This is a genomic window from Actinokineospora diospyrosa, from assembly GCF_024171925.1.
In the GTDB taxonomy this organism is placed as follows: domain Bacteria; phylum Actinomycetota; class Actinomycetes; order Mycobacteriales; family Pseudonocardiaceae; genus Actinokineospora; species Actinokineospora diospyrosa.
In genome coordinates this window covers 610,700-633,885 of record NZ_JAMTCO010000001.1, presented here as the reverse complement: position 1 = coordinate 633,885, position 23,186 = coordinate 610,700, and the positions used below count along the sequence as shown (strand labels likewise).

Annotated in this window: 14 protein-coding genes; 3 read left to right on the top strand and 11 right to left on the bottom strand. The window is 70.7% G+C overall.

Features of this window, described 5'->3' with window-relative positions; all coding sequences use genetic code 11:
• Position 1: 1 nt before the first annotated feature.
• From LV75_RS02475 to LV75_RS02445, 7 genes are read right to left on the bottom strand one after another with little or no spacing between them, the layout of a single operon-like run.
• A complete protein-coding gene (locus tag LV75_RS02475) occupies positions 2-910 on the bottom strand; it encodes a TauD/TfdA family dioxygenase (protein WP_253884935.1) in 909 nt (302 codons plus the stop codon).
• On the bottom strand, positions 903-2,408 hold the full coding sequence (locus LV75_RS02470) for a condensation domain-containing protein (RefSeq protein WP_253884934.1): 1,506 nt from the start codon (positions 2,406-2,408) through the stop codon (positions 903-905). Before LV75_RS02470 ends, LV75_RS02475 begins: the two co-directional genes overlap by 8 nt.
• Complete coding sequence (locus tag LV75_RS02465) at positions 2,405-3,670, bottom strand: MFS transporter (RefSeq protein WP_253884933.1); 1,266 nt, start codon at positions 3,668-3,670, stop codon at positions 2,405-2,407. The genes LV75_RS02470 and LV75_RS02465 overlap by 4 nt, the downstream gene beginning before the upstream one ends.
• Positions 3,651-8,141 (bottom strand): AMP-binding protein, encoded by a 4,491-nt coding sequence (locus tag LV75_RS02460; protein ID WP_253884932.1) that lies wholly within the window; start codon positions 8,139-8,141, stop codon positions 3,651-3,653. The genes LV75_RS02465 and LV75_RS02460 overlap by 20 nt, the downstream gene beginning before the upstream one ends.
• Positions 8,138-11,323: a non-ribosomal peptide synthetase gene (locus LV75_RS02455; RefSeq protein ID WP_253884931.1), complete on the bottom strand. Its 3,186-nt coding sequence runs from the start codon at positions 11,321-11,323 to the stop codon at positions 8,138-8,140. The genes LV75_RS02460 and LV75_RS02455 overlap by 4 nt, the downstream gene beginning before the upstream one ends.
• Positions 11,320-14,745: a non-ribosomal peptide synthetase gene (locus LV75_RS02450; protein WP_253884930.1), complete on the bottom strand. Its 3,426-nt coding sequence runs from the start codon at positions 14,743-14,745 to the stop codon at positions 11,320-11,322. Before LV75_RS02450 ends, LV75_RS02455 begins: the two co-directional genes overlap by 4 nt.
• Positions 14,745-14,933: an MbtH family protein gene (locus LV75_RS02445; RefSeq protein WP_253884929.1), complete on the bottom strand. Its 189-nt coding sequence runs from the start codon at positions 14,931-14,933 to the stop codon at positions 14,745-14,747. The genes LV75_RS02450 and LV75_RS02445 overlap by 1 nt, the downstream gene beginning before the upstream one ends.
• Before the next feature lie 156 nt (positions 14,934-15,089).
• On the opposite strand from LV75_RS02445, the gene LV75_RS02440 reads away from it, so the two are divergent.
• On the top strand, positions 15,090-16,856 hold the full coding sequence (locus tag LV75_RS02440) for an AfsR/SARP family transcriptional regulator (protein ID WP_253884928.1): 1,767 nt from the start codon (positions 15,090-15,092) through the stop codon (positions 16,854-16,856).
• Between the two features lies 1 nt (position 16,857).
• Here the strand turns inward: LV75_RS02440 and LV75_RS02435 are convergent, their stop codons facing one another.
• Positions 16,858-17,436 carry a helix-turn-helix domain-containing protein gene (locus tag LV75_RS02435; protein ID WP_253884927.1) on the bottom strand — a complete coding sequence of 193 codons (579 nt, stop codon included), beginning with the start codon at positions 17,434-17,436 and terminating at the stop codon, positions 16,858-16,860.
• Between the two features lie 67 nt (positions 17,437-17,503).
• Between LV75_RS02435 and LV75_RS02430 the strand changes: the two genes are divergently transcribed.
• Both LV75_RS02430 and LV75_RS02425 read left to right on the top strand, forming a co-directional pair.
• Positions 17,504-18,736, top strand: a complete 1,233-nt coding sequence (locus LV75_RS02430) for an MFS transporter (RefSeq protein ID WP_253884926.1) — start codon at positions 17,504-17,506, stop codon at positions 18,734-18,736.
• Positions 18,737-18,878: 142 nt separating this feature from the next.
• A complete protein-coding gene (locus tag LV75_RS02425; RefSeq protein ID WP_253884925.1) occupies positions 18,879-19,658 on the top strand; it encodes a TerC family protein in 780 nt (259 codons plus the stop codon).
• Here LV75_RS02425 and LV75_RS02420 read toward each other — a convergent pair.
• The 3 genes from LV75_RS02420 to LV75_RS02410 all read right to left on the bottom strand — a co-directional run bounded on the left by LV75_RS02420 (position 19,645) and on the right by LV75_RS02410 (position 23,009).
• Positions 19,645-20,055 (bottom strand): STAS domain-containing protein, encoded by a 411-nt coding sequence (locus LV75_RS02420; protein WP_253884924.1) that lies wholly within the window; start codon positions 20,053-20,055, stop codon positions 19,645-19,647. The two genes, LV75_RS02425 and LV75_RS02420, sit on opposite strands and share 14 nt — an antisense overlap.
• A gap of 458 nt (positions 20,056-20,513) precedes the next feature.
• Entirely contained in the window at positions 20,514-21,938 is a 1,425-nt protein-coding gene (locus tag LV75_RS02415) for a WGR domain-containing protein (protein ID WP_253884923.1), read from the bottom strand.
• 117 nt (positions 21,939-22,055) lie between these two features.
• Positions 22,056-23,009 carry an acyl-CoA desaturase gene (locus LV75_RS02410; protein ID WP_253884922.1) on the bottom strand — a complete coding sequence of 318 codons (954 nt, stop codon included), beginning with the start codon at positions 23,007-23,009 and terminating at the stop codon, positions 22,056-22,058.
• Positions 23,010-23,186 lie beyond the last annotated feature (177 nt).

Sequence of the window (23,186 nt, the reverse complement as noted above, 5' to 3'; positions counted from 1 at the left end):
GTCAGACCATCCCCACGAGTACGCGCCGGTCGCCGGTGTAGGCCTCGCGGCCGTGCTGGACCAGCATGTTGTCCACGATCAACAGGTCCCCCGCCTGCCACGGCACCGCAAGCGTGTGCCGCCGGGTCGTCTCGCGCACCGCTGCTAGATCGGCCGCGCTGATGGCGTCGCCGTTGCCGTAGTAGGCGTTGTGCGGCAGGTTGTCCGTGCCCCCAACGGCTTCCAGCAGCAGGTCGGCGTCCTCGCCCGGCAGGTTCGACACGTGCCACTGCTCGGCTTGGTTGAACCAGACCTGCTCGCCGGTGCGCGGGTGGACCCGGGTAGCCGGGCGCCGCTGGGACACTCGGAGATCACCGTCTGCGGTCCAGCTGAACTCGGCGTCGGAGGCGGTGAGGAACCGCTCGACCACGGCCCGGTCGGCGGTCTCGAAGGTGTCCTGCCAGGACTTCCCGAAACCAAACCCGCCGTGCAGGTGCTGACGGTACTCCACGCCGAGGTCGATGAACCGTTGCTGGACAACGGGATCGAGGTCCGCCAGCAGTGCCCGGCCATCGCAGACCGGGGTCGCGCCGCCGGACTCCGCGGACACGAGGCAGGCGAAGAACAGGCGATCGGGCCACTGCTGGGCGTAGGAGAGTTCGTTGTGCTGGGAGATCGGGTAGCGGGGCGGGTACTCGGTGGAGGTGAAGACACCGCTGGCGACGACGTCTCGGGGAGTGTTGCCGCCCCGGTAGCTGGTCGCTGGTTCGCCGAATGTCCGCACCACGGAGCCGAAGCCGTCGGGTGAGGTGATCCCGAGGCCGCGGACCAGGACGGCTCCGTGCTGGGCCAACGCGGTTTCGACGTGCGGCAGTGTGTCCACTTCATACAGTGCGAGCGTGGTGCCGCCATGCCGTAGCAGGTCAGGCATCAGAGTCCTCCAAGCGGCGGCGTAGGGCCGAGAGCCGGGTGTTGGGTTCGGTGGCCATCAAGTCGAGTAGGGCGCACAGGCGGGTGGCGAGGTCAGTCGCGAACGCCTTGTCGTACAGCTGGGTTCGGTAGGTGAGCTGGCCGCGCAGGGGACCGCCGTCGTCGATGAGGTCGACGAAAACGTCACACTTAGCGCCGCCGTTGTCGACCTCGACCCACTCGGCATCCAACTCGGCCAGGGTCGGACGGGGTCCGGGTTCGTTGTGCATGGTGAGCATGACCTGGCACAGCGGTCGGTACGCGGGGTCGCGCTCACCGCCGAGTTCCCGGACTATGCGGTCGAAAGACACCCCAGGGTGGTCCAATGCGTCCACCGTGGAGCTCGCGACCGCCTCGAACACCTGCCGCGCCGTGGGATCGCCCGCCACATCAACTCGGATCGCGACGGTGTTGATGAAGCAGCCGATGACGGACTCGGCGTCCGGGTTGTCGCGTCCCGCCACGGAAGTCGCGACCACGACGTCGGTCTCGTCCGCGGCCCAGGACAGGAGCGTGATCAGGGCGCCCATGACCACGGCGTAGGGCGTGGCACCGGCGGCCCGCACCCGGTCGGACAGCGCCTCGACCGGGAGGTCGACGCTGTCGCCCGCGTCGGACAGGGTGGCGGGCCGGACGCCGCCGAAGGTCGTGCGGTTCGGGGCGCCGCGCAACCGATCCACCCACCAGCGCACGTCGGCCTCCCCGGGATCGTCGGGGATGACCTCGGTGTACTGGCGCGGCGGTGCGGGGGCGGGCCCGTGGCCGCGGTGGAAGGCGTACAGGGCGGCCAGATCGTCGAGCAGGAGCGGCCGGGACCACCCATCGCCCGCGATGTGGTGCAGGACAACGGACAGGACGTGGTCGTCGGCGGCGAAGCGGCAGATCGTGGCCCGGATGGGCAGTTCCACGCCGAGCCGGAACGGCAACCGCGCCTGGGTGCGCAGCCAGCCGTCGATCTTGTCCGCGCTGCCGCGGACCATCCCGACGACGAACCGGTCCGCCGGATCGACCTCGGGCACGGGGAGGCCGTCGCGCTCCGGGAACCGGGTCCGCAGCACCTCGTGCCTGGCCACCACATCCCGCAGCGCTCGGCGGAGAGCGGCGGTGTCCAGTCGGCCGCGGATCCGCAGGGTGAGCGGGATCGTGTACGGCGAGTGCCCGTCGGACAGCGTCTCCGCGAACCACTGCAGCCGTTGGATGTCCGACATCGCCCGCTGCGGCCGCCGTTCGGGCGGCAGGACAGGGGAACTGTCGATCCGGTCGGCCAGCTCGGAGAGGGTGCGGTGGTCGAACACGGCCCGCACCGGGAGGCTGACGTTGAACCGCTGCCGGACGCGGGCGGTGAGCCGGGTCGCGGTGACCGAGTGGCCGCCCAGGTCGAAGAAGTCCGCTTCCGCGCCGATCTCCGCCACGCCCAGCAGATCCGCCCAGATCTCGCCGAGGGCGTCGCGCACGGTCATGCCTGCACCTGCGCGGTCTCCGGCACCTCACGCAGCCGCACCAGCGGGGAGAGGAACTGGAACACCAGCGGTATCAGCATTCCGACCGCGCAGACCGCGATCGTGGCACGCATCCCGAGCGGCTCGGCGGCGAACCCGGCAGCGAGTGCACCCAAAGGGGACAGTCCCAACCCGAACGCTCGGAAGGTCGCGGCCACCCGGCCCTGGAGGTGATCCGGGGTGACGGCTTGGCGGACGGTCATGGTGACGATCACCCCGAGCGGCATGCCGACGCCGAACAGCAACTGCGCGAAGGCCAGCACGACAACGGCGAGCCACGTCGGCGTGGTTGCCAGTGGCAGCAGCAGGAACGAGCCGTTGCCGAAGATCCCGGAGATCAGCAACATCCGCCCCAGCCCGATCCGGTCGACCAGCTTTGGGCCCAGCGCCGCACCGACCATCGCGGCGGGCGCGCCCGCAGCGAGGATCAGCGCGATCAGGCTCGCGGGCACGCCCAATTCCCGGTAGGCGTAGGGGTAGTAGAGCGTCTGGATACCGGTCCAGAAGAACATGAAGAACGCCGTCGCCAGCAGGGTTGGCCGCAGCAGCGGCTGGCCCCACACGAACCGCACGCCATCGCGGATCGCCCGCAGGACCGGCTCGCGCTTGCCCTCGGGCCGGGCGGGAACGGTCTCGCGGTGCCGGATCAGCAGGCAGGCGATGCCGGAGGCCAGGTAGGTCACCGTGTCGATGACGATCACGACGGCCGCGGAGAACCAACCCAGCAGCAACGCCACTAGGCCGGGTCCGGCGACCTGCGCGACTGACATCGACAGCTGGACCTTGCTGTTCGCGTCAGTCAGCTGGTCTTTGTCCACAAGGGAGGGGAGGTAGGCGAGGTCGGCGACGTCGAACACGACTTGGCAGATCCCGACGAGCACGACAACGACGCACAACCAGGCGAGCGTCAGCCCGTCGGTGAGAAACAGGACCGGCACCGAGGCGAGCAGCGCACCGCGGGCGAAGTCGGTCGCGATCAGCAGGGGCCGCCTGCGCACCCGGTCGACCCAGACGCCGACGAACAGGATCAACACGAACGGCAGCCGTTCCAGCGCCGAGAGCACCCCAAGCTGCGCCGGTGACGCCGCGAGGAGGGTGACGGCCACCAGGGGCATGGCCACCAGCGTGATCTGCGATCCGATCAGGGACAGGCTCTGCCCGCCCCACAGCAACCGGAAGTCCCGGTTGCGCCACAAGCCCCGCTCAGCGACCTGAGTGGACACGGTCGAGCACCTCCCGAAACGCCATCGCGGTTCCCCGCACGTGTGGTTCTTCCGCTGTGTCGTAACGACTTCCCGGCACCGCGACAACGTCGAGCTCGCCGGTGATGACCTCGTCCCAGCCGTGCGCCCGGCCCTGCGCGTTGTCGCCGTCCTGCTCGGGCTTGAGCAGCACGAAATCACCGTCGTAGGGCGCGTGCCGGTACCCGCGCAGCGCGTTCGCGTTCGCGCGGAAGACCCGCAGCATGCGCTCGGCCTGGTCGAGATCCGTCACCGCCGGGTCGAGTGCCCCCGCCGCGGCGGCCCCTTCGACGATCGCGGCGAGCCGTTCCCGCGGCGGTAGCGCGGCGAGCGTCTCGTGGTCGATCCCGATCGGCGCCCCGGCGAGCGCGCTGAGCATCAAACTGGTGTCATCCGCCAAGTGCGGCGACACCGAGTCGACCGCTTGCGACCAGAACACCGCGACCAAGGGGACGGTGACGCCCCGAGCCCGCAACTCCCGAGCGACCTCGAGCGCCAGGTTCCCACCAACGCAGAACCCCGCAAGCACAACGGGTTGATCCGGCGTCGTCGCGAGGATCCGCTCGACGTACTCGTCCACCATCGCGGCAACAGACTCCAACGGCAGGTCCTCCGCCGCGAAACCCCGTGCTGGAATCCCGTACGACGGCTGATCGTCGCCCAGGAGCCCGGCAAGCTTGCGATACCGGAAGACCTGACCGCCCAATGCATGCACGAACCACACCGGCGGGTCGCCGCCCTGTTTGCGCAGCGGCACAACAGGTGTCGTGGGCGCCATTTGCCCCGGGGCACGAAGCAAAACCGCAAGCTGCTCGATCGTCGGGTGCGTCATCAGGGTTTCGATCGGCACTTCGCGACCGAAGTCCTTGCGCAGTCGCATGACCAACCGCAACGCGCGCAACGAGTGACCACCCAGCGCAAAGAAGTCATCCCTGATGCTGATCGCCGGGAGTTCCAATACCTCTTCCCACAACGCCTCCAACCGAGACTCCACAAAGTCCCTCGGTGGCTGGAAATCGGCACCACCCCCGGTCACCTCGGGTAACGCCGCCCGATCCGCTTTCCCGTTCGCGAGAACCGGAATCTCGTCCAGGAACTCATACCGCCCTGGCACCAGCGCCGCCGGTAACCTTTCACCGCAGAACGCCCGAATATCAGCGACCGCCCCTTCTTGCTCCCCCGCCCACACGACATAGGCGGTAAGCCCCCGCCCAGGCGGCAGCACCACGGCGGCCTGGAGCACCCGTGGATGCTCGGCGAGCCGGACCTCGATCTCGCCCAACTCCGCCCGAATCCCATTGATCTTGACCTGGTTGTCCCGGCGCCCGGCGAACTCCAACACCCCACCCGGCAACCACCGCGCCCGGTCCCCCGTGCGATAGAGCCGAGCCCCAGGCGGCCCATACGGACTAGGCACAAACCGATCCGCCGTCAGCCCTGGGTTCCCCAAGTACCCCCGCGCGATCTGCGGCCCCCCGGCATACACCTCCCCTGGCGTGCCTATAGGCGCCACTTCCCCTTTGTCATCCAGGATGTGCAGCTCGGTCCCCGGCCCAGGCCCCCCGATCGGCACCGGCCCATCCGGGTTCCCCGGGTCTGTCACCCACTGACTAGCCGCCATCCCCAGCTCAGTAGGCCCATAGATGTTGTGCAACGTCGCAGTGGTCTGACTACCAAACCCCTCCACCACGGCTCGAGCCAACAACTCCCCACCCGAAACCACATGCTTAAGCCCGGTGCGCCCAACCGCCCCAGCCGCAACCAACGGCGCAAGCAAACTAGGCACCAAATACGTAGCCGTGATGTCCTTGAAGGCCCCCTCAAACGCCTCCGGATCAATCACCGCCTCCGTAGGCACAACAACGACAGCAGCCCCAACCCCCAACGCCATCGCCAACTCAATGAACGTCCCATCCACACTAAGCGGCGACCGCTGCGCAACCCTGTCCGCCCCCGTAAGCCCCATGTACTTCCCATGCCACGCACAAAACTGCGTAACACCCTGATGCGTCAGCAACACCCCCTTAGGCCGCCCCGTAGACCCCGACGTGAACAGCACCGCCGCCACATCCCCACCCAAGGCAGCCCTAACTCCCCCGACATCCCCCACCACACCCCCGGCAGCCCTACCGCCACCACCCCGCGCGCGCCCACCGACCCCAGCCCGGCCCCCACCCTCTCCGGGGGGCGACCCCGGTGCCAGTCTACCGGGCTCCACCGACAGTGGATCTTGGGAAAGCGCCCCGAAGATCGACATGTGGATAACTTCTGTCGCTGGAACGGGTGAAGCTTCGACCCTTGAGAGACCGCCGTCGGGGAAAGTGCCCAGGTCGGCGAGCGGTGCGGGGAGATCGGCGGGAAGAGGAGAAGGATCAGCCGGGACGGGCACAGGCAGGGCATCAGCGGCTGAACTCGACCACACGGATAGCTCGGACGCGGTCGAAGCCGAGCGACTCACACCAGAGGCCAGCGCAGGCAAGCCAACCGAGCCGGAGAGCGACCCACCCGCAGCCGGGACGGCCTCAGCCGCTCCACCCACAACGGCCGAGCCCAGCGCGCCAACAGCGTCCCAACCGTGCCCACCCGCTGCAGGCAAAGGCGACCCGATCGAGTCACCAGCAGCAGAGACCGGACCCGCTACAACGGACCCAGACGAGTCCAGCAAGACACCGGCGGCAGAGGCGGGCGCCAGCGGGGCTGCAGCCGACCCAGTCACCGCGGACATAGGCGCCCCAGACGAGGCAGCCGTGAGAGCAGCAAGCAGGGGCAGCGGATCAACGGCTGCCGTAGCGGCCGACGTGGCGGTGAGCAGAACACGGGCACCCGCGTCAGCCATCAAGTCCCGCAGCCGAAGCGGCGGATGGTCCATGTCGAGCGGCAACACGGCGCCGCCGGCCTGGAGCGTGGCCAGAATCGCCACCAGCGCGTCAGCAGAGCGCGCAATCCCAACCGCGACCACCACCTCCCGATCAACACCGATCGAGACCAGCCGTTCAGCCAGCGCAGCCACACGCCTCCAAAGCTCATCAAACGTAAGCCGCTGCGCACCGTCGATCACCGCGTCCGCGTCCGGCGTCAAAGCGGCCCAATGCGCAACCAACCCGTGCAGCGTCACCGCAGCTGGCGCATCCACCGCCGTCCCGTTCCAGGCAGCGATCGACGGCAAGTCACGGCGCACAAGAGGCCCGGTGCGGCGCGGATCCGACCGCGTGTCGGCGGCAAGTTCGGCAATGGCGGCGAGGTAGTACTCACCAATGGCCTCGATCTGCGAGGCCGGGAACCGCGTCCGGTGGTACGACAACGTCAGTCCGGCCTCGCCGCCGCCGCGGGCGAAGATGGCGGTGAAGGGGATGTCGGTGGTTTCGGAGTGCGCTTGCCGCAGCACGCGCACCGAGGACGTCGAGGGGGCCGAGGAGACGTGGAAGTCGTGGTAGTCGAAGGCGGTGTCGAAGACCGGGGAACGGGTGGCGAGGCGTTGGATCTCGAACAGGGGCAACCGGCGGTGCGGCACCAGGTCGACCATCGCGGAGTCCACTTCAGACACAAGAGTGGCCCAGCTCGGTTGGTCGACGCGCACCCGCAGGGGGACGGTATTGAGGAACAGTCCGGCGACCTCGGCGCCGCCCTCGGTTTCGGGGCGGCCGTGGGTGACCATGCCGGTGACGACCTCGGGGGACCCGGTGAGCAGGCCCAGGACGCGCAGGTGCACCGCGAGGAGCAGTGTGCGCGCCGGTGTCCGCAGCTCGGCAGCGGCCGCCGCGATCGAGGCTTGCAGGTCCGGGGAGAACTCGATCACGTGCCGATCGCTGACCAGGGGTCCGTCGGTCGGGTAGCCGGGCAGCGAGGGGACCTGGCTCAGCGGGACGCCGTCGAGCACACCGCGCCAGTAGTCCTGGACCTGGGGATCGGCGATCGCCGCCCGCTCAGCGGCCACGAAGTCGCGGAACGTGTCCACCGGTGCGACAACCGGAAGCACCTCCCCATCGAGTCGAGCCGCGTACCGGCGGATCAACTCGGCGACCAGACTCGCGAGACTCCACCCGTCCAGGATCGCGTGGTGGAAGCTCAACGACAACGAGAACTCATTGTCGGACAACACATGCACGGTAGCCCGGAACAGCGGCGCCGCACCGAGATCATGTGGCCGGAACTGCTCGCGCTCCCGCCACGCGAGCACATCACCATTAAGCACCTCAAGCGGCACAACAGCGGTGGCGTGTACCAGCTGAACCGGCTCAGAGAACCCAGTCAGGTCGAACGAGGTCCGCAACACGGCATGCCGTTCGACCAGATCAGCCAGGGTGTCACTCAACGCCGACCGATCGAACCGACCAGCGAGAGTCAGCGTTAGAACGTCGTTGTAGGCAGCGGTTCCCTCGCGGTACTCGGCGTGGTAGAGCATCCCGGCCTGAAGTGCGGCCAGCGGATAGGCGTCCACTACGGACTCAGTCATGCCGCCCCTTCCTTTCCATTGCCGGCGAGCCGCGCGCGGTCCTCCGGGCTGAGCAGGTCAAACGCGCCCAAAGCGGCAACCTCGCGCGAGCCCGACTCGGTCAGGTGCGCCGCGAGATCACGAACAGTGCGAGCCCGGAACAGGTCCGCCAACGACACCGTGAAGCCCGCCGCGCGGAGTCGGGAGATGACTTTGAGGCTGCGGATCGAATCCCCGCCGACAGCGAAGAAGTCATCGTCAGGCCCCAGGGCCCCCACACCGAGGACATCTCCCCAGATGGCGGCCACCACCTTCTCGCGGTCAGTGAGCACCCCGGAGACCTGGACCACCGGCTGCGGCGACGGCAGAGCGGATCTGTCGAGTTTCCCGTTAGCTGTCAAGGGAAGTGAATCCAGACTAACAAACAGGTCCGGCACGAGCTGAGCGGGCAACCGTTCCCTCAGCCGCGCCGCCCAGTCAACCTCGGCGTCAGCCACCAGATACGCGACCAAGCGGTTGTCGCGGGCGATGACAGCGGCGGCACGGATCTCCGGCAGGGCCAACAGGGCCGCCTCGACCTCACCCGGTTCGACGCGCATCCCGCGCACCTTCACCTGCTGGTCAAGCCGCCCCAAGTACTCCACCCCACCGCTAGTCCACCGGGCGAGATCGCCCGTGCGGTAGAGACGCGACGGCCCATAGGGATTCGGGACGAACTTGTCAGCGGTCAGACCCGGTTGCCCCAGGTACCCACGAGCGAGCTGAACGCCCCCAACACACAACTCCCCCGGCACACCAAGGGGAACACGCCGCGACCACGCGTCGAGAATCTCGATCGAAGTGTTGGCGACTGGCATTCCAATCGGCACCCCGTGCCGGAGGTCCAGCCCCCGAACCGCCTGCCAGGTCACGTCAACCGCTGTCTCCGTCGGCCCGTACAGGTTGTGCAACTCAGCCGCGGGCAGCGCCGAAAGACACCGAGCCGCGACATCGGTCGACAACGCCTCCCCCGAAACGAACACCCGTCGCACCGAAGAAGCACGGGTAGCAAGCGAGGGTTCGTCCAGAAAGGCATCCAACATAGACGGTACGAAGTGGAGCACCGTGATCTGCTCCCGCGAGATCAGGTCCGCGAGGTACCCGGTGTCCCGATGCCCACCGGGTTCGGCGACCACCAAAGCCGCACCCACGGTGAACGGCCAGAAGAACTCCCACACCGACACGTCAAACCCCGCAGGCGTCTTCTGCAGAACCCGATCCCCCTCCCCGATCGGGAAGTACTCCTGCATCCACGAGATCCGGTTCGCGATCGCCCCGTGGGACACCCCAACGCCCTTGGGTCTCCCGGTCGACCCGGATGTGTGGATCACGTACGCAAGCGCGTCATCCGGCGTCGGAACCGGCTCGCGCAACGGTTCCCGCGCGGTACCGACCCCCTCAGCCGTGATCACCAGTGCCGCTTCCTCCGCCAGCAACCGCAACCGGGCCTCGGGGTACTCCGGATCCATCGGCAAGTACGCCCCGCCAGCGGCCTGAACAGCGTGCAACGCCACCACCAAGTCCAGCCCGCGCGGCAGGCACACCCCGACCACCGTGTCGACCCGCACCCCCAGCTCCACCAAACGCGCCGCGAGTTCACCCACGCGATCAGCGAACTCCCGGTAGGTCAACCACTTCCCGTCCGCCTTGATCGCGGGGCGGTCCGGCCACCGGGCCGCTGCCTCGGCGATCCGGTCGGGCAACCGCGCCCCCGGCAGCGCGGCCCCGGTCCGGTTCCACGCACCGATCAGCGCCTCCTCTTCCAGCGTGAGCAGCGGCAGCCCGGACACCGGCGCGGACAGGTCCGCCACCGCACCCGCGAGGAGCGCGCGGTAGTGGTCGGTGATCCGGCGGACCCGGTCGGCGTCGAACAGCTCGGCCGCGTAGACCAGCTCACCGCGCAGCCGCCCGCCGACCTCGGTGATCTGCAGGTTCAGGTCGAACTTGGCGGTGCGCGGGGCCAGGTCGAGCTGGGCCAGCCGCAGCCCGGCCGCGGAGGTGAGCGGCGCCGGGGTGTTCTGCAGCACCAGCATGACCTGGAACAGCGGGTTGCTGGCGAGGTCGCGGCTGTCGGCGAGCTGGTCGACGAGCCGCTCGAACGGGTGGTCGCGGTGCTCGAAGCCCGCGAACACGGTGTCGGTCGTGCGGCGCAGCACCGTGCGGAAGTCCGGGTCGCCGGACAGGTCGCCGCGCAGCACCAGCGTGTTGAGGAACAGTCCGGCGACACCGTCGAAGTCCGCGTCCGGCCGGATCGACACCGGGCTGCCCACCGGGATGTCGGTCGTCCCGGTGTAGCGGGACAACAGTGCCTGCCACCCCGCCAGCAGCACGGTGAACAGCGTCGCCTTCTCCGCGCGCGCCACCGCGTGCAGCCGCGCGGTCAGGTCGTCGTCGAACCAGAAGGTGACCTGGCCACCGCGGTACGTGGGCTGGGCGGGACGCGACCGGTCGGTCGGCAGCGCCAACGTCTGCGGCATGCCGTCGAGCGCGGCCCGCCAGTACGGTGACTCATCCACTTGCCGGGCGGCGAAATCGGCGTAGGTGACGGTCAGTTCAGGCCAGTCGACCGGGATCTCCGCGACCACGGCGGCGTAGGCGGTCAACAGATCAGACACGACGAGCGAGAGCGACCAGCCGTCTAACGCGATGTGGTGCGCGCTAAGCACGAGCACGTGCTCGTCAGGCCCCATCACCAGCAAGTGCGCCCGCAGCAGCGGACCCGCACTCAGGTCGAAGCGCTCCCGGGCCTCGCGGTCCGAGATCCGCCGCACCTCGGCCTGCCGCTCCTCGCTGGCCAACCCGGTCAGGTCGACCACGGTGATCGACACGACCGCGGACCGGACGCTCTGGCGCGGTTCCCCGTCGACCTCGGTGTACACGGTGCGCAGCGCGGGATGCCGGTCCACCACCATCCCGAGCGCCACGCCCAGGGCCGCCCGGTCGACGGCGCCCTCGACCCGCCAGGCGGAGACGATCACGTACGCCGGGAACAGCGGCCCTAGCTGGTCGAGGAACCACATCCGCCGCTGCCCCGGCGACAGCGGCGCCTCCGCGAGCACCGGCGCGACCACCACGGGCGCGGCGTCGGCCCGGGCCCGGAGTCGGCGCTCGAGCGCGGCGCGCTGCTCGGGACCGAGCGCGGCCAGCCGCTCCAGCGCGCTCATCGGTCGGCCTCGACCTGGGCGAGCAGGTCCTCGGCCGCGTCGTCGGCGGCGAACTGGCCCACCAGCACGATCAGCGCGAGGTCGGCGACCGTGGGGCTGTCGAAGCACCAGCGCAGCGGGACGGTGACCCCGTACCGCTTCCCGATCCACGCCACGACCCGGGACGCGAGCAGCGAGTGGCCGCCGACGTCGAAGAAGTGGTCCGTGACGCCGATGTCCGGGTTGCCGATCAGGTCGATCCACAGCGCGCGCAGCTCGGCCTCCAGGTCGGTCCTGGGCGCGACGTAGTCCTCGTCGACCGCCACCTCGACCTCCTCGGCGGGGACCGGCAGCGTCGGGTCGGCGCTGACGATCCCGGCGATCGGGGCGTCCGGGTCGGCCAGCACTTCGGTGAAGACCTGCTCGAACCGGGCCGCGAGCGGGGTGATGCCCTCGGTGGTGAACAGGTCGGTCCGGAACTCCAGCTCACCGGTGAGCCCGCCCGCGACCACCTCGAACAGCGCCACCAGCTCCGCCTTGGCCGTGCCGGTGTCGATCGGCTCGGCCTGCAGGGTGACCTCGTCGAGCACGACCGGCGGCCGCTCCTCCTCGGCGACCATCATCATCACGTTCACCAGCGGCGTGTCGCCGAACCGGCGCCGCGGCCGGACCTCCTCGACCAGCGCCTCGAACGGCAGGTCCCGGTGCGCGATCGCGTCGAGGGTGACCGCGCGGACCTGGCGCAGCAACGCGCGGAACCCCAGGCCCCGGTCGACGTCGGTGCGCAGGACCAGCGTGTTGCCGAAGAAGCCGACCGTGCCCTCCAGCTCCGGGCGGGGCCGGAACGCGACCGGGATGCCGACCGCCACGTCGCGCTGCGCGGTCCGCTCGGCCAGCACCAGGTGGAACCCGGCGAGCAGGATCATGAACAGCGTCGCGCCCTCCGCGGCGGCCAGCGCGCGCAGCCGCCCGGTCAGGTCCGCGGACAGCTCGAACCGGACCCGGTCCCCGGCGGGGCTGATCTCGTCGGGGCGCGCTAGATCCGTGCGCAGCTCGACGCGGGCCGGTAGGCCTGCCAGACGTTCCCGCCAGAACTCCAGCTGACGGGCGTAGGCGCCGCGGGCAAGGAGATCCCGCTGCCATACAGCGAAGTCCGCGTATTGCGCGGCGGGTTCGGGCAGCGCGGGCAGGTCACCCCGGACTCGAGCGGCATAGAGGTCGCCGAGTTCACGATGCAGGATGCGCATCGACGGCCCCTCGGTGGCGACGTGGTGCATGGTGAGCAGCAGCAGGTGCTCGTCGTCGGCCAGCCGGACGGTCAGCACCCGGATCGGAACCTCGGCGGTCAGGTCGAACGGGCGCTCGGTCGAGGCCGCGATCAGCAGCCGGAGCTCGGCCTCGCGGTCGCGTTCGGGTGTGTCGGACAGGTCGACGTGGTCGAAGGGCACCACCGGGCTCGGCTCCACCACTTGGTGCAGGCCGTCCTGGCCCGCGACCAGGCGGGTGCGCAGCACCTCGTGCCTGGCGACGAGGTCGAGCACGCACTCGCGCAGCACCGCGGTGTCGAGCTCGCCGAGCGCGCGGACGCCGAGGTTGGTGTTGTAGAGCGGGCTGGTCGGGTCGAGTTGGTTGAGGAACCACAGGCGCTGCTGGCCATGCGAGGCGGGCAACGGCGCGGTGCGGGACGCGCGGGCGACCGGCGGGAGTTGGGCACCGCCGCGGGTACGGGCGGCGTCGACGTGCGCGGCGATCCCGGCGACAGTTGGCGCCTCGAAGATCTGCCTCGCGGGGATCTCCACTTCGAACGTCGCGCGCAGGCGGGACAAGAGCTTGGCGACGAGCAGCGAGTGGCCACCGAGGGCGAAGAAGCCGTCGTTGGAGCCGACCTGCGGTAGGCCAAGCAGGTCCGCGAACAGCCGAGCCACGGCCTCTTCGGTACTAGAGCGCGGGCCGGTGTCTTCAGTGGGCAGAACCGGTTCGGGTAAGCGTGCTGTGTCGAGCTTGCCGTGAGGCGTTAGGGGAAACGCGTCCAGAGCAGTGATCGCATCTGGCACGAGGTACTTGGGTAGCGTTGCCGCGGCGTGCGCGCGCACGTCGTCGGGCTCAACCGGCTCGTGGGTGCGGATGTACCCGGCGAGCCCGCCGCGCCACGGGACGACGACCGCGTCGGTGACGGCGGGGTGGCCGCGCAGGACCTCGGCGACCTCGCCCGGCTCCACCCGGAAGCCGCGGATCTTGACCTGGGCATCGGTGCGGCCGAGGAACTCGGTGGTGCCGTCGGGCCGCCGCGCGCCGCGGTCACCGGTGCGGTAGAGCCGGGCGCCGGGGCGGGCGCTGAACGGGTCGGGCACGAAGACGGCGGCGGTGCGCCCGGGCATCCCCAGGTAACCGCGGCTGACCTGCGGGCCGCCGATGGTGATCTCGCCGGGTTCACCGTCGGGCACCGGGTCGCCGTTGTCGTCGAGCAGGTGCAGGACGGCGTTGCGCATCGCCGGGCCGAGCGGGGTGTCGCGGCCGGGTTCGATCACGGCCGTGTCACCGATCAGGGCGGCCACGCCAACAGTGGTCTCAGTCGGACCGTAGTGGTTGATCACCGTGCGACCGGGCCCGGCCAGCCCGGTGAACCACGCCCAGCGGGACGGCTCGCCGCCGAGGAGCAGTGCCTTGCGCGGCAGCGGGATGGTCGCGGCGTCCTGGAGCGCGGCCAGGTGCGACGGGGTGATCTTGAGGTAGTCGACCCCGGCGAGGTGCTCGGCGAGCCAGCCCGCGTCGACCGCCCGCTCGGCGGGCACCACCCACAGCGTCGCGCCCGCGGCGAGGGCCGGGAACACCATGGTGCCGCCGGAGTCGAAGGTGAACGGCTGCACCAGGCTGAACACGTCGCCGGGACGCGGGTCCAGGACCTCCAGGACCTGCTCCAGGTAGGCGGCGAGGTTGGCGCGCGTCACGCCGACACCCTTGGGGCGCCCGGTGGAACCCGAGGTGTAGCAGACATAAGCGAGGCTGTCCGGCTGGTAGGACGCAGGCTGCGGCGACTGCTCGGGGGCGGCCTCGATCGCGGCCGCCAGCGACACCGACGCGACGCCGTCGACGGTGGTGGTGCCCTCGGTGAGGACCAGCCGGGCCTTGGCGTCCTGGATCAACGCTTGTAGGCGGTCAGCCGGGTCGGCGGGGTCGAGCGGGAGGTAGGCGGCCCCGGCGGCCAGGACGCCGAGCAAAGCCACGACGGTGTTCGCCGAAGGCGCGATGGCGAGCGCGACCACCGTTTCCGAACCGATATCGCGGGCCCGCAAATAAGCGGCCAACCGGGCTACTCGGTCGCGCAATTGCGCGTATGTGATCCGCGCCCCGGACGCGTCGGCGACGGCGATTGAATCCGGCCGGTCCGTGGAAAGTGGAATGTCAAGGTCTACTGAGGACACAAAGCCCTCTGATCGGGACATCATGCCTGGGCCGCCCGGCGTACGCTCGCGGGCCGCATGTCGGTCCACACCTGGTCAATGTGGTCCAGGCAGGCCTGCCGGGGACCGGAGAAGCCGCTCGCGCGCCACCCGGCCGGCAGCTCGCGCCCGGCGGCCCACACGGAGTACTGCTCCTCGTCGTTGACAACCACCACGAATTCGTCGGACACCGGATATTCCTCCCAGGAACTGGTCCACACGGTCCACCAACCGGACCGAAGAGGACGCTAGGGCGAAGTGTGGACAACGGGAGGACATTTATCGGACCGTCGCGGCGTTGCGGTGTTCTAGACTTTCGACTCGTCACGCTCCTGGGGGGATTTGTGATGGACTTTCGCGTACTGGGGCCGGTCGAGGCGTGGCGCGCGGGCGGGCGGCTGGCCATCGGCGGGTCCGTGCAGCGCAGCTCGCTGGCGGTGCTGCTGGTCAACGTGAACCGGGTGGTGCCGCTGGAGTACTTCGTCGACCAGCTCACCGCCAGCGAGCGGCGCGACGCGCGCGGCGCGGTGCGGCGGCGGATGTCGCGGCTGCGCGCGGTGCTCGACGTGGGCGCCACGGTGCTGGCGGCGCGGCAGGGCGGGTACGTGCTCAGCGTCGACCCGGAGTCGGTCGACCTGCGCCGGTTCGAGCGCCTGGTCGCCCAGGCCAGGGCGGCCCGCGCGGGCGGTGACCGCGCCAGGGCCGTCCGCCTGCTGGGCGACGCGCTGGGGCTGTGGCGCGGACCGGCGCTCACCGGGGTCGTCGACGGCGTGCGGGAAGCGGCGGCGTCGCACCTGGAAGAAGCCAGGTTGCAGGCGGTCGAGGACCGGGCGGAGCTGCGGATCGTGCTGGGCGAGCAGGAATCGGTGGTCACCGAGCTGAGCGGGCTGGTGGTGGACCACCCGGTGCGCGAGCGGTTGGTCGGGCTGCTCATGTTGGCGCTGTCGAAGGCCGGTAGGCGGGCCGAGGCGCTGGCGGTGTTCACGCGCACCCGGCGGCGGTTGGTGCAGGAGTTAGGCATAGAGCCGGGTGAAACCCTGCGGCAGGCCCAACGCGAGGTCCTGTCCGGTGGACCGCCTACGCCCGTTGTCGCAACCGGACCCGCGCAGCTCCCGGCGGCCCCGGCGACGTTCACCGGGCGCGACGAGGAACTGGCAGCGCTGCTGCGGTCCACCGCGGCGGTCACCGCGATCGACGGCATGGCCGGAGTGGGCAAGACCGCGCTCGCCGTGCACGCCGCGCACCGGCTGGCGGCGCGCTTCCCCGATGGGCAGCTGTTCGTCGACCTGCACGGGTTCACCGGCGACCGGGCGCCGGTCGACCCCGGCGAGGCCCTGGAGTGGGTGTTGCGCGCGATCGGGCTGCCGCGGATCCCGGCGGCGTTCCAGGAGCGGGCGGCGCTGTGGCGCGCGACGGTGGCCGAGCGGCGGTTGCTGCTGGTGCTGGACAACGCCGCAGGCGAGGCGCAGGTCCGGCCGCTGCTGCCCGGCGGCTCGAACTGCCTGGTGCTGGTCACCAGCAGGCGCAGGCTGGCCGGGCTCGACGACGCGGTGGCCCTGTCGCTGCCGGTCCTGCCCCCGGCCGACGCGGTCACCCTGTTCGACCGGATGTCCGACCGGGCCGCGGCGCCCGCGCTGGTGGCCGAGGTGGTCGAGCTGTGCGCCCGGCTCCCCCTGGCGATCCGCGTCGCCGCCGCCCGCCTGCGCCACCGCACCACCTGGACGGTCGCCCACCTGGCCGAGCGCCTGCGCGACGAGCGCAACCGGCTCACCGAGCTGGCCGCGGGCGACCGCAGCGTCACCGCGGCGTTCGACGTGTCCTACGCGCACCTGGACCACCGCCAGCAGCGGATGTTCCGGCTGCTCGGCCTGCACCCCGGCCCCGACCTCGACGCGACGGCCGCGGCGGCGCTCACCCAGGTCGACGACCCGGCTGGCGGGCTGGAGGAGCTGCTGGACGCGAACCTGCTGCAACAGCACGAACCCGGCCGCTACCGCATGCACGACCTGGTCCGCGCGCACGCCGCCCGCCTGGCCACCCGCACCGACACCCCCACCGACCGCCGCGCGGCCCTGAGCAGGCTGGCCGCCCTGACCCCGCGCCAGCCCGACTGACTCACTCGCCGCGGGGCTTGGCGCGCACGTGCATGCGTTCGCCCTGCGGGCCGAACAGGCTGAGGATCTCCACCGGCGCGGCGCCGGTCGAGCCGAACCAGTGCGGCAGGCGGGTGTCGAACTCGGCCGCCTCGCCGGTCTTGACGAGGATGTCGTGCTCGGCGAGGACCAGGCGCAGGGTGCCGCTGAGGACGTAGAGCCACTCGTAGCCGGAGTGGGTGCGCGGGTCGGGGGCGCTGCGGGTGGCCGGGATGACCATCTTGAACGCCTGCAGCCCGCCCGGGTGCTGGGTCAGCGGCACGATCACCGCGTCGGCGTGCTTGATCGGCTTGAGCCGCACCCTCGGGTCGCCGACCGGGGGCGCGCCGACGAGGTCGTCGAGCGGGACCTGGTAGGCGCGGGCGAGCGGGAGCAGCAGCTCCAGGTTGGGCCTGCGCTCGCCGGACTCCAGCCGCGACAGGGTGCTGACGGAGATGCCGGTGGTCTCGGCCAGCTGGGTCAGCGTGGTGCCCCGGCTCTTGCGCAGCGCCCGCAACCGGGGCCCCACGGCGGCCAGCACCGCGTCGTCGTCGGTAACCATGGCTCCAGTTTGCCATAGCGGCAAGAGACTTAGGTGAAATTTGCCGACCGGGCGCACGCTGGCCCGCATGACGAAGCGCTGGGCGTTGGCCGCCCTCTCCCTGACCATCCTGTTGCCGTCGTTGGGCACCAGCGTCGCCAGCGTGGCCGCCCCCGCCCTCGCCCAGGTGTTCAACGCCACTTTCGCCGAGGTGCAGTGGGTCGTGCTCGGCTACCTGATCGCGATCACGGCGCTGACCGTCGTCGCCGGGTACCTCGGGGACACCACCGGCCGCGGCAGGCTGTTCCTCGTCGGGATCGCGCTGTTCACCGCCCTGTCCGCGGCGTGCGCGGCGGCGCCGACGCTGTGGCTGCTGGTGGCCGCGCGGGTCGGGCAGGGCGCGGGCGCGGCGATCATGATGGCGCTGTCGATGGCGTTCGTCAGCGAGGCCGTGCCCAGGGAGCGGATCGGCACCGCCATGGGTCTGCTGGGGACGGTGTCGGCCGTGGGCACCGCGCTCGGGCCGCCGCTGGGCGGGCTGCTGATCGCCACCCTGAGTTGGCGGTCGATCTTCCTCGTCAGCACCGCGCTGGGGGTCGTCGCGTACGTCCTCGCCCGCCGCCACCTGCCGGACTCGCCGAGGGCGCCGCGGACCAAGCTCACCACCGCGGTCCTGCGCGACCGCAAGCTCGTCGCGAACCTCGCCATCAGCTCCATCGCGACGACCGTGCTGATGTCCACCCTGGTCGTCGGCCCGTTCTACCTCTCCGGCGCGCTCGGCCTCGACGCCGCGTTGATCGGGATCGTGCTGGCCGCGGGTCCGGTCGTGGCGGCGCTCAGCGGTCTGCCCGCGGGCCGGGTCGTCGACGCGCTCGGCACCCACCGCACGACGGTCCTGGGCCTGGGCGGGATGGCCGTGGGGTGCGTGGCGATGGCCGCGCTGCCCGCGAGCCTCGGGATCCCCGGCTACCTCGGGCCGATCATGCTGATCACCGCCAGCTTCGCCCAGTTCCAGGCCGCCAACAGCACCGCCGTCATGACGACCGCGCCCGCGACCAGCCGGGGCGCGGTCTCCGGGATGCTCGCGCTGTCGCGCCAGATCGGCCTCATCCTCGGCACCTCCGCCATGGGCGCGGTGTTCACCCTGGCCGCGGGCACCTCGGCCATCACCACCGCCGCACCCACCACGATCGCGACGGCCCTGCACCTCACGTTCGCCACCGCGGCCGTCCTCATCGCGGTCGCCGCCGGCATCGCCCACCTCCGCCAGGTCTGGGCCCGGCGCCCGGCGCCCCGACCCGAGGTGGTGGTCGCCCAGTAGTCCGGAGCGCGACACCCACCGTGACGAGCCACGCACGGGGTCACCTAATCGGGTAGCTTGCACTAAACCGGACGAATGGAACACCGGCCGATCGGGTGCGCGCGCCGTACCCCGATCGCCGCGCGGGAGGACGATTCAGCGCATGGACTGGATGCTCAGCCCCGAACTCTGGATCGCCTTCGGCACGCTGCTGCTGTTGGAGGTCGTGCTCGGGATCGACAACATCGTGTTCATCTCGATCCTGGCCGGGCGGCTGCCCGCCCACCAGCAGCAGCGCGCCAGGGTCGTCGGCCTGTCGCTGGCGCTGATCACCCGGCTGCTGCTGCTCGCGTCGCTGTCCTGGGTGGTCGGCCTGACCGCGCCGCTGTTCACCGCGCTCGGCCAGGAGATCTCGGGGCGCGACCTGATCCTGCTGCTCGGCGGGCTGTTCCTGCTCGGCAAGGCGACCTTCGAGATCCACGAGCAACTCGAGGGCGCCGAGCACAAGACCCAGCGGCGGGCCGCCTCGTTCGCCTCGGTGATCGCGCAGATCCTGGTGCTGGACGTGGTGTTCTCACTGGACTCGGTGATCACCGCGGTCGGCATGGTGGACGAACTGGGGATCATGGTGGCCGCGGTGGTGGTCGCGATGATCATCATGCTGGTGTCGGCGCGGGCGATCAGCGAGTTCGTCAACCGGCACCCGACGGTGAAGATGCTGGCGCTGTCGTTCCTGCTGCTCATCGGCGGGAGCCTGATCGCGGAGGGGTTCGACCAGCACATCCCCAAGGGCTACGTGTACGGGCCGATCGCCTTCTCGATCTTCGTCGAGTTCCTCAACCTGCGCGCCAAGGCCAAGCGGAGCCAGCCGGTGCACCTGCACCCGACCTACGTCAAGCCGGATGAGCAGGCCAAGCCGGACGAGCAGGTCAAGGACGACTGAGCGCGGCGAGCGAGCGCTCGATCACCTCCTCGGCCTTGGCCACGCTCGGGAACGTCGGCACCCGCTCGCTCACCCCGGCGATGCGCAGCACCCGGTGCGCGATCCCGTCGACCGCCACCACCAGGCACACCCGCACCTGCCCGCGCGCGCACGCCCCGACGAACCGGGTCACCACCCGCGCCCCGTGCGCCGACAGCAGCGCGACCCGGGTCAGGTCGAGCACCACGACCCTGGGCTCCGGGGCGAGCGCGCACGCCGCCAGCAGCCGCTCGCGCACCCCGGCCACGTCCACGGCCGCGACGTCACCCACGACCCGCACCACCGCGGCCCGCTCGGTCACCGACACATCGATCTCGACGCCGTCCACCAACACCTCGTCAACAACGCTGGGAGCCACAACCGGCGCCCCATCATGCTCCACGGCGGCGACCCGGGCCACGCGGCACCGGGGAAACACCCGAACGGCCCAGAGTTGGACCGTCTACAGTAGACAATCCCGAGTGGACCGAACCGGGCGCGACCTAGGCCGATGGGGTGAATCGTGGTCCGCGGACCCGGCAGCAGCCAACCACCGGCGGGATGTCCGCTCGACGACCACGCCCCGGGGCAGATCCCGGTCCGGCCCGGGTGGCGGCTGATCCGGGAGATCGGCGCCGATCCCGAGGTCAGCGCCCCGGCGGCCGAGAGCTCGCGAAGTCCCCGTCCACATAGCCCGGCGCTCCTCGGCGGCGGCACCGCCCCTCGCGAACGCGCCGACACCCACCGGGGCGCGTCACACTCACGGCCACCGGGTTGTGGTTTCCGAATGCTGGAACGGTGCACTGGGGCCGATCGGCCCCAGTGCACCCGAACCGACTACCGGATGCGCTTGATCTCGCCCCGGGCGCGGTAGAACGCCCCGCTCGCCGAGGTGAGGACCTCCGAGACCACGTAGCGGGCACCGGGGACGCGGATGTTCTTGGGGAACTGCACGAGCCAGGACGAGTCGTAGCCCTCGGAGACGACGTGCACCCGGACCCGGCCGTTGTGCTGGACGCACTCGACGACGACGCCGTCGGCCGGGGTGCTGTGGGTGATGACCTCGACCTCGGCGGTGGCCTCGACCCGGTCGAGGCTGCCCGCCTTGATGTCCTGGCGGGTGGGCAGCTGCCCCTGCTCGGCGGCGTGCACCGCGGCCGGGCTGGCGTCCACACAGGCCAGTGAGCCATCGGTGGTCACCAGGTACAGCCGCTCGTCGCGGTACTGCATGGAGTACGCCGAACCGCAGCCGGTGCCCAGTTTCCACAGGCGCGTGCCGTCCGCGGCGAAGCAGTACACAGAGGACTGGTTGTCGCCCGCGAAGACGAACTCCCCATCCGGCGACGTGGCGCACGAGAACACGGCGGCGTCGCAGCGGTAAGCGGCTTTCTCCCGGCCGTCGGACTTGGCGAAGCGGTGCACCCAGCCGCGGCTGGTGCCCGCGAAGACCTCGGTGCGCTCCTGCCAACCGAACAGCACGCTGCCGGAGGTGTCGGTGTGCCAGACGCGGTCGCCGCGGGTCGAGTAGTGCGTGACGCCGCTGGAGTCGCCGTGGAACACGCCCTCGGCGGCGTTGCGGACCATCCAGGCGCTGTCGCCGGTGCTGGGGCGCGACCACTGGAACTCGTCCTCGTGGTCGACGACCGTGACGCCACCGTGGCGATCGGACACCCCGAGGACGCCGTCGTGGATGTCGAGCCAGTAGATGTCAACGTCGCCCGCGATCTCGTAGGCCACGCGCGGCACCTTGGCGCCCAGGTCGTAGACGTTGCCGTCGTCGCACCCGGCGTAGACCCAGAAGTCGTCGGCGACGATGCACTTGACCGAGTCCGGCAGGCCGAAGCGGCCGGTGACGCGACCGTCGTGGGTCAGCGTGTAGACGTCGCCGTTCTCGTTGCCGACCCAGGCGCGGTCCTCACCGATGAAGATCCCGAACGCCGGTGCGCCGGAGGCGAAGCGCCAGAGCACCGGGGCCTGCCGCGCGGTGGAACGGGTGCTGACGATCTCGCGCCTGCTGACCGGCCTGCGCTGGCGCTCGCCCTTGACCGCCGCCGCGTAGCCCTTGCGGACCTTCTCGCCGACCTTCTTCTCCGCCGCCTTGAGCGCCTTGGCGTGGTCGGCGAAGGACGCGGTCCTGACCTGGCCCTGCTCCCCGATCCGCCCGTAGGTGATGGTGACCTCGGTGTCCTCGACGCGCACCTCGTAGAACTTGTGCGCACCGCCCCCGGTCTCGGACAGCTCGAGGTAGGTCGTGGCGGACATCAACTGGGGTTCCCCTCTCCGTGAACTTCTCGATCACCCTATCGAGGGGCACCGACAGTTCTTGACCGTCCATTGCGCACCCCGGGGAGGGGGTCCGGGGTGCGCTGCGCCCGACCGCTACTCCGTCGGGGCGACCGTCAACCGGGCCAACCGGCGCTCGTCCGGCCACCGCACGTTGCGCGCCCAGCCGAACTTCTCGAAGATCCAGATCACCCGGGCGGAGATGTCGAGCTGCCCGCGGCGCACACCGTGGCGCGCCGAGGTCGGGTCCGCGTGGTGCAGGTTGTGCCACGACTCGCCCATGGACAGGATCGCCAGCGGCCAGAAGTTGGCCGACTTGTCCCGGCTGGCGAACGGGCGGTCACCGACCATGTGGCAGATGGAGTTGACCGACCAGGTGATGTGGTGCAGGAAGGCGACCCTGGCCAACCCGGCCCACAGGAACCCGGTCAGCAGCCCCCACCACGACCAGGTGATCAGCGCGACCAGCACACCGGGCATGCCGACGCTGATCAGGACCCACAGCGGGAACAGCCGGTCGACCGCGCGGATGTCGGCGTCGGCGGCCAGGTCGGGGGCGAAGCGGTCGACGTTGGTGCGGTCGGTGCCGAACAGCCAACCCATGTGCGCGTGCCAGAAGCCCTTGGCCAGCGCGGCGGCCGAGGTGCCGAACAGCCACGGCGAGTGCGGGTCGCCCTCGCGGTCGGAGAACGCGTGGTGGCGGCGGTGGTCGGCCACCCAGGTGATCACCGAGCCCTGCGCGGCCAGCCCACCGGCCACCGCGAGGGCCACCCGCAGCGCGCGGTTGGCCTTGAACGCGCCGTGGGTGAAGTAGCGGTGGTAACCCACGGTGATGCCCAGCGCGGACACGACGTAGAACCCGGCACCGACGGCGACGTCGGCCCAGCCGATCCCCCACCCCCACACCGCGGGGACGACGGCGAGCAGCGCGAGGAACGGGATGATCAGGAAGAGCCGGATGGTCACCAGTTCCGCGCGGCCCGCCGGGGCACCGAGGACCGGTTTGGCCGTCGGGCGGGGTTCGTCGATGGTGGGTGTGATCGTGGTCATGTCCTGCCTTCGGGGTGGCGTACTGGGGGCGGCCGCCATGGCCGGGTGAGCTGGGGGTTCGGGTGCGCTCGGGATCGCCCGCCGCGGCCGTCCTCGGCCAACTCGATCGAACCGGGCGGCGGCCGGGCACCGCCGGGATCCACCCGACCGGTGTCGCGCCTGGGCCACCACCTCTTG